The organism is Acinetobacter sp. AG3, assembly GCF_022343575.1.
Classification (GTDB): Bacteria; Pseudomonadota; Gammaproteobacteria; order Pseudomonadales; family Moraxellaceae; genus Acinetobacter; species Acinetobacter guillouiae.
In genome coordinates this window covers 3,485,770-3,498,720 of the sequence record NZ_JAKQZD010000001.1, presented here as the reverse complement: position 1 = coordinate 3,498,720, position 12,951 = coordinate 3,485,770, and the positions used below count along the sequence as shown (strand labels likewise).

11 protein-coding genes are annotated in these 12,951 nt (G+C 38.6%); 7 read left to right on the top strand and 4 right to left on the bottom strand.

The window, feature by feature from the left end:
* Window positions 1-126: 126 nt before the first annotated feature.
* The gene (locus L3V46_RS16180; protein WP_034617278.1) at window positions 127-1,446 is read right to left on the bottom strand and encodes an MFS transporter; all 1,320 of its coding nucleotides are present in this window, start codon (window positions 1,444-1,446) and stop codon (window positions 127-129) included.
* A gap of 458 nt (window positions 1,447-1,904) precedes the next feature.
* Here L3V46_RS16180 and L3V46_RS16175 point away from each other — a divergent pair, with 458 nt between their 5' ends.
* Window positions 1,905-2,660 (top strand): DeoR family transcriptional regulator, encoded by a 756-nt coding sequence (locus L3V46_RS16175; RefSeq protein ID WP_239046239.1) that lies wholly within the window; start codon window positions 1,905-1,907, stop codon window positions 2,658-2,660.
* A 166-nt stretch (window positions 2,661-2,826) separates the two neighbouring features.
* Window positions 2,827-4,356, top strand: coding sequence for a glycerol-3-phosphate dehydrogenase (gene glpD / locus L3V46_RS16170; RefSeq protein WP_239046238.1), 1,530 nt, complete (start codon window positions 2,827-2,829; stop codon window positions 4,354-4,356).
* Window positions 4,357-4,393: 37 nt separating this feature from the next.
* On the opposite strand, the gene L3V46_RS16165 is transcribed toward glpD, so the two are convergent.
* From L3V46_RS16165 to L3V46_RS16155, 3 genes are all read right to left on the bottom strand, one after another.
* Window positions 4,394-5,104, bottom strand: a complete 711-nt coding sequence (locus L3V46_RS16165) for a hypothetical protein (protein WP_239046237.1) — start codon at window positions 5,102-5,104, stop codon at window positions 4,394-4,396.
* A gap of 79 nt (window positions 5,105-5,183) precedes the next feature.
* Entirely contained in the window at window positions 5,184-6,062 is an 879-nt protein-coding gene (locus L3V46_RS16160; protein ID WP_239046236.1) for an ATP-grasp fold amidoligase family protein, read from the bottom strand.
* A 195-nt stretch (window positions 6,063-6,257) separates the two neighbouring features.
* Window positions 6,258-8,090 (bottom strand): phosphoenolpyruvate carboxykinase (GTP), encoded by a 1,833-nt coding sequence (locus tag L3V46_RS16155; RefSeq protein ID WP_004722449.1) that lies wholly within the window; start codon window positions 8,088-8,090, stop codon window positions 6,258-6,260.
* A gap of 407 nt (window positions 8,091-8,497) precedes the next feature.
* Here L3V46_RS16155 and L3V46_RS16150 point away from each other — a divergent pair, with 407 nt between their 5' ends.
* From L3V46_RS16150 to L3V46_RS16130, 5 genes are all read left to right on the top strand, one after another.
* A complete protein-coding gene (locus tag L3V46_RS16150; RefSeq protein ID WP_004819665.1) occupies window positions 8,498-9,436 on the top strand; it encodes a diacylglycerol kinase family protein in 939 nt (312 codons plus the stop codon).
* Window positions 9,417-10,205, top strand: a complete 789-nt coding sequence (locus tag L3V46_RS16145) for a metallophosphoesterase (RefSeq protein WP_239046235.1) — start codon at window positions 9,417-9,419, stop codon at window positions 10,203-10,205. The genes L3V46_RS16150 and L3V46_RS16145 overlap by 20 nt, the downstream gene beginning before the upstream one ends.
* Before the next feature lie 172 nt (window positions 10,206-10,377).
* Entirely contained in the window at window positions 10,378-10,668 is a 291-nt protein-coding gene (locus tag L3V46_RS16140) for a co-chaperone GroES (RefSeq protein ID WP_004722444.1), read from the top strand.
* Between the two features lie 78 nt (window positions 10,669-10,746).
* Window positions 10,747-12,381, top strand: coding sequence for a chaperonin GroEL (gene groL / locus L3V46_RS16135; RefSeq protein ID WP_004819670.1), 1,635 nt, complete (start codon window positions 10,747-10,749; stop codon window positions 12,379-12,381).
* Between the two features lie 151 nt (window positions 12,382-12,532).
* Window positions 12,533-12,871, top strand: a complete 339-nt coding sequence (locus L3V46_RS16130) for a hypothetical protein (RefSeq protein ID WP_239046234.1) — start codon at window positions 12,533-12,535, stop codon at window positions 12,869-12,871.
* The last annotated feature ends 80 nt before the right edge of the window (window positions 12,872-12,951 follow it).

Sequence of the window (12,951 nt, the reverse complement as noted above, 5' to 3'; positions counted from 1 at the left end):
TGAATTATTTTTAGTATGCCATAGCTTTGCAATTTTCACGATAAGTGAATTGCTTAAATAAAACAGCTTTTTCATGTGAATAAAAAAGCTGTTTTAAATGAATTAGATTGCAAAGTTTATTTTGAATTAATCATCCGTAATCAGGCTATGTTTTTTCGTATCTTTCATAAACACATAGGTGATTAGAGATAAACCGATCATAAAGGTAATGTAATAGAAGAAATAGTTTTCATGACCGGCATTTTTAAAGCTTAGTGCAACTAATTCAGCCGTACCGCCAAATACAGTGTTGGCAAGTGCATAAGGTAAGGCTACACCTAAAGCGCGAATATGCGGTGGAAATAATTCAGCTTTTACAACCGCATTAATGGCTGTATATCCAGTCACAATGACCATACCACTCATACATAAGAAGAAAGCCGTTTTAGGGTCCGTTGTCGAGCCTAAACCATTGAAAATAGGAATGGTAAATAGCACACCGAGTACACCAAAAGTGATCATAATCGGTTTACGACCAATTTTGTCTGAAAGTGCACCGACTGCAGGTTGAATCAACATAAAAATAAAGATTGCGGCTGTGGTAATTTCAGTTGCGGTGGTTTTTTCAAAACCCGAAGTGTTGACTAAGTATTTTTGTAAATAAGTCGTAAATGTATTGAAGGCTAAGGTACCGCCTGCTGTTAGCATAATGACTGTAAATGCTTGTTTAGGATACTTGGTGAATAAGGCCAAAGCACCAGATGTTTCACCGCCATTTTTAGCTTGTTGTTGTGCTTGTTTAGATGATTCTGTTTCAACCAGACCACGACGAATCCAGAACACAACAATTGCAAGTAATGCACCGATAAAGAAAGGAACACGCCATCCCCATGCATGTAAGGCATCTTCAGAAAGATTATGTTGCAGGATAATCAGCACACAGAGTGCCAGTAATTGACCTGAAATCAGGGTGACATATTGGAAACTTGAGAAAAATCCGCGGTGATTTTTACCTGCCATTTCAGTTAAATAGGTGGCACTAGAGCCATACTCACCACCAACACTTAAACCTTGTAATAAGCGCGCAAATAAAAGCAGTGCAGGAGCAAACATTCCGACTGAATCATAAGATGGCGCACAAGCAATGATTAATGAGCCAACACACATCAATGAAACAGAAAGTGTTAAACCCGCTTTACGACCTTTACGGTCAGCATAAACGCCCATGATCCATGCGCCGATCGGACGCATTAAAAAGCCTAAAGCGAAAACTGCAGCAGCTTGGAGAAGTTTGACCGTTTCATTGCCTTCTGGAAAGAACACAGGGGCAAAATAGAGGGTAAATGCGGCATAGACATACCAATCATACCATTCGACTAAATTACCAGCTGAACCACCAAGTATAGATTTGAAACGAGTTTTTCTATCAAGTTGCGAAGTGGCAACTTGAGGAGATGAATTGGACAAGGCAATTCTCCAAAAGAATATGCAAAATACAGCCTGTTTAACTTTCATTTTGGATGAAAATCAAAGCAGAAAAATCAAACAGAGAGAATTTCAGTCAGTATGACGAGGGAGATACAAATAATTACAATGCTCGTTATACGCTTGAATGAAAGCAGACCTTATTAGACTTTGGTCTTAGCTGTGTTGAGGGTTTATTGTTGATCTAGAATGAGAAATTCTAGAAATAAATGAATAATTTTTTTAAAACAGCTATTTAATTTGAAATATTTTATAAATTATAAGAATTTAGCTTAAAGTTAAAGCATGTTTGCTTGCATCTAAATGTATGAAATATACACAATTTAATAAGCTGAGTTGGGAGAATTTAAAAATTTTATCTAGTCGTACAGTAAGCAGTCATGCTATTTATAGCAGCTAAATGTTCATTTTTGAAAATAAAACAATAAGGTTTCACATCTATGGACTTGATGATTCGACAACAGCAAACATTAGCATTGGTTAAGGCTCGGGGTTACGTCAGTATTGATGAGATTGCACAGCATTTTGCAGTTACCCCACAAACTGTACGGCGGGATATCAATCAATTGGCCGATGCCGGACTATTACGTCGTTATCATGGTGGCGCTGCGGTAGACTCAAGCGTCACCAATACCGCGTATAGCCAACGGATCAGCCATAATTTAGCGGAAAAACAGCGCATTGCAACAGCCGTCGCAAATGCAGTTCCAGACCATGCATCGTTATTTATCAATATTGGTACAACAACCGAAGCTATTGCGCATGCTTTATTGCAACATCGCGGTTTAAAAGTGATCACCAATAATCTAAATGTGGCGAAGATTTTGAGTATGAATGATGATTTTGAAGTACTGATTGCCAGCGGAAAAGTGCGCCCTGATGGTGGTGTGATTGGGCAAGCCACCTCTGAATTTTTTAAACAGTTTAAAGTTGATTATGCCCTGATTGGTATCAGTGGGATTGATGAAGATGGAACCATGCTTGATTTCGATTTTCAAGAAGTGTCTGTCTCGCAAGAAATTATTTTAGGTGCTCGGCAGGTATTTTTAGCAGCAGATGAGAGCAAGTTTGGTCGGCATGCAATGATGCGCTTAGGCCATCTTTCTGAAATAGATCGGCTTTTTACCAATAAAGTACCCACTGAAAATTATTTAAAACAAATTCATGCAGCAGAAGTGGTTTTAACTGTGGTTTAAGCTAATTTTAAAACCCATAGTGAAAATATGATAAACGTGAAATTGATCATTTTTTGATAGACATCGATTAAAAAACTATCTATTATTTTCTTAAATGAAAACAAACGAAAATATATTCTCAAAAATGATTGTGAATATATGCAAATGATCAAAGGTGGTGGCGTTTATGACACAAATCAATGAGCAACAAACTTATTATGATATTGCTGTAATTGGTGGTGGAATAAATGGCGTCGGTATTGCCAATGATGCTGCTGGGCGCGGTTTATCTGTGTTCTTGTGTGAAAAAGATGATTTAGCCAGCCATACCTCGTCTGCAAGCAGTAAGTTGATCCATGGTGGTCTACGTTATTTGGAACATAAAGAATTTCGTTTAGTGCGAGAAGCGTTGGCTGAGCGAGAAGTCTTACTGGCAAAAGCACCACATATCATTCGTCCTATGCGTTTTATCATGCCACATCAACCTCATTTGCGTCCTGCTTGGCTGATTCGTACGGGGCTGTTTTTATATGATCATTTGGGCAAAAGAGAGAAGCTTGCAGGTTCACATTTGGTTGAATTTGATCCTGATACTAGCCCACTAAAAACAGAGATCACACGCGGATTTGAATACTCAGATTGTGCTGTAGATGATTCACGCTTAGTCGTTTTAAATGCGATGCAAGCACGTGAAAAAAATGCCACTGTGGTTACGCAAACACGCTGTATTTCAGCACAGCGTGAACATGGTTTATGGAATATCCAGTTTGAAAATGAGCAGGGCATTTATCACATACAAGCGAAGGTTTTGGTCAATGCTGCGGGGCCTTGGGTTGCACAATTCATTAAGCAAGAGCTTCAGTTAAAATCGCAATATGGAATTCGCCTCATTCAAGGCAGTCATATTATTGTGCCGAAAATATATGACGGTGATAAAGCCTTTATTATGCAAAATGATGATCAACGTATCGTGTTTGCAATTCCTTATCTCAATCAATACAGCATGATTGGTACAACTGATCGTGAATATTTAGCAGATCCGAATAATGTTGAAATTAGTCAGCAAGAGATTGATTATCTGCTTGATGTATCCAATGATCATTTTAAAGTGCAACTGACTCAAGCCGATATTATTCAGACATTCTCAGGGGTGCGCCCATTGTGTGATGATGAGTCTGATAATCCAGCCGCAATCACCCGTGACTATACTTTGGCTTTATCGCAAGATCATGAAAATGATGCACCCTTACTTTCTGTGTTTGGTGGCAAGTTAACCACTTATCGACGCTTGGCTGAATCTGCCATGGAGCATTTGCAGAAGTTCTTCCCTAACGCTGGGAAAGCTTGGACTGAAAAATCCTTACTGCCAGGTGCTGAGAATTTAGTTTCAATTGATGGATTGGTTTTAGAAATTCAAAATAAAATCAAAGGGCTTGATCATGAAACTGCAAGCCGTTGGGCACATGCCTATGGTACTTATACATGGAAATTTTTAAATCATTCGACATCTGTTCATGAACTTGGTCAAGATTTTGGCCATGGTTTATATGCCCAAGAGGTCGATTATTTGGTTGACCAAGAGTGGGCGATCACCAGTCAGGATATTTTAAAGCGCCGTAGCAAGTTATATTTAAAATTTACCGAAGCTGAAATTCAAGCATTGGATGAATATTTGCTTGAATTGCATGAACGCCGCTTACAGAAAGATGTTGCCTAAGCAAAAGTGGAAAATATATAGCTTTGCACAAGAGTCGTTATGACCAATCAAAGGTATATAAAACGCGTCGGGTTTCAGGTTGGTAGTACATTAGAATCCAATCTGCCCCATGTGAACAATATTCCCAGCCAGCAACAGCTGCAATAAAATAATAACGCCTGCCATCACGGTCATAAATATGAACTTCTTGATCATCACGGTCTACGTTGATGTAGCGTAAATCAAAATGTTCATCAATTGGATAAGTCCAGTTTCCACCGCCACATTCACCCCCTAATTGGTCAAGCAGGGTTGTTGCAGAATCATTTTGGTATTCAATGCGTGATGTTGAAATGACTTTTTCAGTTTCAGCAAAGCGCTGTTTAAGCTGCAAGTAATCTTCATGCATTTCTCTATGATGGTTTTTTAGATCGGCCTCGCAATCAGGATTCTCTAAAGCAAAATATCTTTTGTTTGCTAACCATTCATATTGATTTTGTTGATTTAATTGCATAATAAACCAATTTTCATTGGCAAATGCATCAGAAAATTCTGTGGTATCACTTCCGATATAGCATTCATAAGGTTCAATCGGATTGAGCAAATGAATTTTTCCTTGCCATGCTGGATTGATTGCCGATAAATCAATTGAAATAAGTGGAAGTAAATGCTGAGCTAGAAATAGACTTGAAGGGGCGAAGACGACTTCGTGGTCAGGTAGCAGGGTTAGATAAGGTTGAGTTGTGGTAATGTTTTTAATTGCTGTCATTGCGCTTATTTTTAGATATTGAATGATTGCATTAAATCACAAAAAAGACCGAACACGTCGGTCTTTTTGCTTGGCTTAGTTAGTCAGTCAGCCATAAAGCGCCTAACTTTTCATCCCACTCACTTGGGGTGATGACCATACGGCCTGCATTGGGGGTTAGGGTGATCTCACTAAAGAAAACATCGTCTTGAGATAATAAGAAATCGATTCGGCTATAACCATATTTAAAACAAAGGTCTTCTGACAGTTGAAGCATTTTATTTAATTTTTGCGGTCGTGCTAAACAGCTTGGCGTATTGCTTTTTAGATCAACGGTAAAGGGTTGCAGTACCCAAAATGTGTCATACATATTTGAATAATCCACGCCTTGGCTGTCTTGTACATCGACTTCAATATATCGAGGCTGACCTTCAAAACAATGAACACGGCATGTTGTAATGGTCAGCTTATTGTCTTGATCAACAAACAAATCAATATGTTGTTCGGCCAAAATTAGAGGAACAATATCTTTGTAATGCCATTCTCGTTTTCTAAAATACATATTTTGTTTAAGGTGGTGATTGAGTTTGTGCTGCGCTTTTTTGATATCAAATTGCGCTTTATCATTACAAACAATTGCACTGCCACTGTCATGATTGCATTTTAAAACAAACTTGTTAGGAAGTTGATTAAAGTCAATTTCCTCAAAGCACTTATATACACCAATCAGTGGAACAAAATGGGAACAACAAATTTTCTCTGCAAGCATTTCGCGTACAGCAAATTTATCTGCTAATTTCGTATGTAAAGGTGCTCTTTCATAGATCATTCTGGCGGTGACTTTTTCATTGAAACTTTTAGGCTGATCAAAGTTCGGGGTATAACCCAATTTAGCAATAAATCTTTTGGTGAGATAACGTCTATCTGAGACAAATTTGGCTCTAATAACTTTTGCCGAATAAATAATATTTTCTAACATGATTAAAAAAAATCAATAAAATAAAGTAATGTTTGAATTATAGAGAAAATATGAATTTTGTACATGGAAACAGTAATCATTTGTATTTTTATTACATAATTGTAATGAATACCAGAGTAATAAAGTGAACTGTATCACACTAAGCAAAAAAGACCGCTATGTAGCGGTCTTTTTGTATGTCTTAATTTTTAGCGATTAAGCAGATTTTTTAACAGCCTCTAAAAGCTCATTTTGACGAGTTTTAAGTGCAGCTGGTAAGCGCTCACCAAGTTTATCAAATAACTCAGTGTGGCTCTCAATCTCTTTGATCCATTGATCTTTGTTTTGAGAAGTCACAAGATTAAATTGATCTTTAGTGAAGTCAGAACCTGTCCAGTTCAATTGCTCATAAGTTGGAACAAAACCAATCGGTGTTTCCACTGCTTCTGCACGACCTTCACAACGGTCAATGATCCACTCAAGCACACGCATGTTTTGACCAAAACCAGGCCATACAAAGTTGCCTTCAGCATCGCGACGGAACCAGTTTACGTTATAAATGCCAGGAAGTTTATTGCCTGCAGCTTTCGCTTTAGCACCAACTTCTTCACCCATTTCTAACCAATGAGAGAAGTAGTCAGCCATGTTGTAGCCAGCAAATGGAAGCATTGCAAATGGGTCACGGCGTACAACACCTTGTTGACCTACTGCAGCTGCAGTCGTTTCAGAACCCATTGTTGCTGCTTTATAAACACCATCAACCCAGTCAAAAGCTTCTGAGATTAAAGGTACTGTATCTGCACGACGACCACCGAAGATGAACGCAGAAATTGGTACGCCAGCTGGATTTTCCCAGTCAGCATCAATAGAAGGGCATTGACCCGCTGCAACGGTGAAACGCGCATTTGGATGTGCTGCTTTTTCACCAGCAACATGCGGTTGGCCTTTCCAGTTGGTCAAGTTAGCAGGCGCTTCTTTGGTTAAACCTTCCCACCATACGTCGCCATCTTCTGTTACAGCAACGTTTGTATAGATAACATCTTTGTGAAGTGTCGCCATACAGTTTGGATTTGTTTTGATGTTTGTACCAGGTGCGACACCAAAGAAACCAGCTTCAGGGTTGATTGCATATAAGCGACCATCTTCACCTGGTTTGATCCAAGCAATATCGTCACCTACAGTTTCAATTTTCCAACCTTCATAACCTGCTGGTGGAATCAACATCGCAAAGTTGGTTTTACCACATGCAGATGGGAATGCTGCTGCAATATAGTGTTTCTCACCTTGTGGATTGGTCACACCAAGGATCAACATGTGTTCAGCTAACCAGCCTTGTTGACGACCCATAGATGATGCAATACGTAAAGCAAGGCATTTTTTACCCAATAATGCGTTACCGCCGTATCCTGAACCGTAAGACCAGATCTCACGCGTTTCTGGATAATGCACGATATATTTTTCTGGGTTACAAGGCCATGCAACATCTTTTTGACCTTCAGCCAGCGGCGCGCCAACAGTATGTACGCAAGGAACATAGTCGCCATCAGTGCCTAGTACGTCATAAACAGCTTTACCCATACGAGCCATTTTACGCATACTTACAGCAACATAAGGAGAATCTGTAATTTCGATACCGATGTGAGCAATGTGAGAACCTAATGGACCCATAGAGAATGGAACCACGTACATGGTACGTCCTTGCATTGCGCCATCAAACAAACCGTTAAGGCGAGTACGCATCTCAGCAGGAGCTTCCCAGTTGTTTGTCGCACCAGCATCTTCTTGTTTTTCAGAGCAGATGTATGTACGACCTTCAACACGCGCTACGTCAGACGGATCAGAATTCGCTAAATAAGAACCAGGATGTTTTTCTTGGTTCAACGCTTGCATAGTGCCGTTAGCGATCATCAAGTCGATATAACGTTGATTCTCTTCTTCGCTTCCGTCACACCATTCAATTTTTGCAGGTTTAGTTAATTTAGCAATTTCTTCAACCCATGCAATGAGCTTGGGATGACGAACGAATTCTGGTGCGTTCACTTGGGTCATGGTGAGGCCTATCTAAAATATGTACAATTTTGTGTACAAATAATAATCTGAATGAAGGGATACTACATTCAAATTTAAGTATGAAAAAAAGTGGTGGTATTAAAACATATATTCATAAAAAAAATAAGACTAAAGGCTTAAAAGATACCAATGCTCGAATTTTCACTAAGTGTTTGATTTGTATTATCTAACATGGATTATTGTTTGATTTTTATTGGTATTTTTAAATAGAATGTAGGGTATTTTAATTGTAAATAATAATAGTTTACAATAAGTTGAAATTATAAGATTTACTAAATTAATTATTGATTTAATAAATGGGCATAATTCGAATTTTACATAAAGGTGCTTTTATTTGTTTAGAAAATCGACGAAATTAGTGCAAATACTTCAAAATAATCAAGCTTATGGACACAGAACTCAAGCCTCTTTCAATGATTTACAATGAAAAGTCAGGTTTTCATGCCAATCAGAAAGATGATATCTATGAAAAACTCATGACCATCTGGACCTCACATGGTTTTGAAATTCAAGTTTTTGATATTGGTTCAGAGCCTGATATAAAAACCCTGATGCAAAAAATCTTTCAACGTCATGCACAATACTCAGATTGTGGTGTCATTGTCGCTGCTGGTGGTGATGGTACGTTGAATGCAGTCGCCTCGCAAATGTTAAAGCAAAAAATTCCTATGGGAATACTACCTTTAGGTACTTTTAATTATGTGGCGCGTGTTCTACATATTCCTTTGAATATTTTAGAGGCAGCCAATGTGATTGCCACAGGGGAGCCGCGTGCCTCACATGTGGCCTGTATCAATGATCAAATTTATTTAAATAATGCCAGTTTAGGTTTGTATCCTTTGTTTATTAAAAAACGCGAAGAATATAATCGTCGGTTTGGACGCTTTCCTTTAAATGCTTATACGTCAGGTTTAGATGTCCTGATTCGTGATCGTAAAGAACTCAAATTAGAGATCGAAGTAGATGGGCAAAAGTATCCTGTAAAAACACCGCTGATTTTTTTTGGTAATAATCAACTGCAATTAAAAGAATTAAATTTAAAAATTTCGAAATGTGCAGAAGTGGGGGAAATTGCCGGTGTGGTGATCGCCAAAGGAGATAAAGCCACTTTATTTAAAACCTTGTTTCAAACCATTCGTGGAAAATTGGAAAACGCTTCCGATGTGTATAGTTTTGGTGCACAAAAAGTCATTGTCTATTCAAAAAAGCCTAAACTGACCGTTGCTGTCGATGGAGAAATTGTTTCAATGACGACCCCGTTAACCTTACACGTAGAAAAAAATGCTTTAAAAATTATGGTGCCGCATGTTATTGCATCTGTCTGATCTACATTTTGGTACTGAGCGTCCAGAGTGTATACGGGCGATTCAAAAGTTTTGTGCTGTGCATAAACCAGAAGTGGTTGTGGTGAGCGGTGATTTAACTCAACGTGCTAAATTTAAAGAATTCTATGCATGTAAGCAGTTTTTAGAATCACTAAACATCCCTTATGTTGTGGTGCCCGGCAACCATGATATTCCTTTGTATCATGTCTGGAATCGTGCCTTTAGACCATTTGGCTTATATCAACTGTTCTTTGGCAGTTTAGAACGCAGCTTATTTACAGAGCATTTTTATTTAATTGGCATGAACAGTATTCGTCGCCGTTATCATACACGCGGACATATTTCATTTGAGCAAATTCAAAATGTAAATCAGTTGTTGGCCAATGCACCGAAAAATAAATTAAAAATAATCGTTAGTCATCAACCTTTTTATACATCAAATGAAGACTATCACTTAAAAGATTGTCCAGCTTTAGGGCAGTTTGCCATTAAAGAATGGGGACAACATCAACTGTATGCTTTATTGCACGGTCATTTACATTTAGTTGCGGTCTATGATCTGAATCAAGCCTTTGCGCTAAATTTAAAGCAACCAGTTTATGAGGTTCATGCGGGTACAGCAGTTTCTCGACGTTTGCATAAAAATATACCCAATAGCTTTAATGTGATTCATCAAGATGGTGGCTTTGAACATTATTTTTTTGATGAACAATTACAGGAATTTATTGCCAAAACTGCGCTAAAAAATTCTGAATTAGACATGATTTGATACAAAAGAAGAAAAAACATACAAATTAAATAAATTTTTTTTCGTTTTCCCCTTGAAGCGTTTATTTCCATCCCCACAAATGTGACATACAAATATTTTGTCGATGACCTAGGAATAAGAAGTCATCTTCGCTGAGTAATCAATGACATTTTAAATGTCTATGGAGTTAGAAATGAGCAAGATTCGTCCTTTACATGACAACGTTGTGATCCGCCGTGTTGAAAAAGAAACTAAAACAGCAGGTGGTTTGATTTTAAGTACTTCTGCAGCTGAACAGCCTGCTCAAGGTGAAATTCTTGCTGTAGGTAATGGCAAAATCACTGATAACGGTGTACGCGCTTTAGACGTTAAAGTTGGCGATAACGTACTGTTTGGTGCTTATGCAGGTACTAAAGTTAAAGTTGATGGTGAAGAACTTCTTGTGATGAAAGAATCTGACATTTTAGCGGTATTGGAAGGTTAATCTTCTGCCGTTGAGATGAGTTTTCATCCAAACATATTGGTCAAAATTTAAAATTTATAAAGATATCTGGAGTTTAGTATGTCAGCTAAAGACGTAAAATTTGGTGATTCAGCGCGTTCAAAAATGATCGCGGGCGTAAACGTACTTGCAGATGCAGTAAAAGTAACTTTAGGCCCTAAAGGTCGTAACGTAGTTATTGATCGTTCTTTCGGTGCACCGCACATCACTAAAGATGGTGTAACTGTTGCGAAAGAAATTTCTTTAAAAGACAAATTCGAAAACATGGGTGCACAATTGGTTCGTGAAGTTTCTTCAAAAACCAATGATATCGCAGGTGACGGGACAACAACTGCAACTGTACTTGCTCAAGCGATTTTAAATGAAGGGATCAAATCAGTCACTGCGGGTATGAACCCAATGGATTTGAAACGTGGTATCGACCTTGCAGTTAGAGCTGTTGTTGAAAATATCAAAGCAACTGCTAAACCAGCTTCTGATACTAAAGCAATTGAACAAGTCGGTTCGATTTCTGCAAACTCTGATGAAACTGTAGGTAAGTTGATTGCGCAAGCAATGGAACGCGTTGGTAAAGAAGGCGTGATTACCGTTGAAGAAGGTTCAGGCTTTGAAGATGCGCTTGATGTTGTAGAAGGTATGCAGTTTGATCGTGGTTATATCAGCCCGTACTTTGCAAACAAACAAGATACTTTGACTGCTGAACTTGAAAATCCATTCATTCTTCTTGTTGATAAGAAAATTGGTAATATCCGTGAATTGATTACAGTTTTAGAAGCTGTTGCAAAAACAGGTAAACCATTACTCATCATCGCTGAAGATGTTGAGGGTGAAGCACTTGCAACACTGGTTGTAAACAACATGCGCGGTATCATCAAAGTATGTGCGGTTAAAGCACCTGGTTTTGGTGATCGTCGTAAAGCAATGCTTCAAGATATCGCAATCTTGACAGGTGCTACTGTGATTTCTGAAGAAGTGGGCATGTCTTTAGAGCAAGCAACACTTCAAGATTTAGGTACTGCACATAAAATCACGATTTCTAAAGAAAATACTGTGATTGTTGATGGTGCTGGTGATGCAAATCAAATTGCTGAACGTGTAACTCAAATTCGTGCTCAAATCGAAGAATCAACATCTGAATACGATAAAGAAAAACTTCAAGAGCGCGTAGCTAAACTCGCTGGCGGTGTTGCTGTAATCAAAATTGGTGCTGCAACTGAAGTTGAAATGAAAGAGAAGAAAGACCGTGTAGATGATGCGCTTCATGCAACGCGTGCTGCGGTTGAAGAAGGTGTTGTTGCTGGTGGTGGTGTTGCGTTGGTACGTGCAGCTAAAGTACTTGACGGTCTTGTTGGTGCAAATGATGACCAAACTGTAGGTGTGAACATCCTTCGTCGTGCGATTGAAGCGCCACTTCGTCAAATCGTGTCTAACGCGGGCGATGAGCCATCAGTTGTGATCAATGCAGTGAAGAGCGGTGAAGGTAACTTTGGTTACAATGCTGCAACTTCACAATATGGCGATATGTTAGAAATGGGTATCCTTGACCCTGCTAAAGTAACGCGTTCTGCACTTGAGCACGCTGCATCTGTTGCTGGTTTGATGTTAACAACTGAATGTATGATTACTGATATCCCAGAAGACAAACCTGCTATGCCTGATATGGGCGGCATGGGTGGTATGGGCGGAATGATGTAATATCGTTTCGATCTCAGATCAAAAAAATCCCCGCTTTATGCGGGGATTTTTTATGCAAGTTGTTTCATCCTTGTCTTTTTGTATATTTTTTATTATGCTTTTGTACTGTTCGGTAAATATAAATACAACACGAAAACTGAGGGGAACTAAAATGAAAAGATTAATCTTCATTATTGCAATCAGCCAGATGCTAACGGGATGTTTAAGTATCATGGGACAAAGACCCGAAACAAGAAATGATTTGATGCAGTCTTGGGTGGGAAGTACAGAAGAAAAACTGATCAGTAAATGGGGACCACCGTATAGAAGCTATGCACTCCCAAATGGTGCAAAAATTATTTCATATAATGATGGCTGGAATGCTTGTACAAGGAAATTTATGCTTGAACAAGGTAAGGTCACCAAATGGGGATATAGTAATTGTTCTATGCATATCGATCGACCTGACAAAATTGACAAGAATATCCCAATTCCACAACCATCACTTTAATCAATTATCTATAGAGATAACTTTAGGCTGAAAGTGCGCTGTTCGAGTTAAAATATCGCGGTGCTTAGACTGGATTAGCG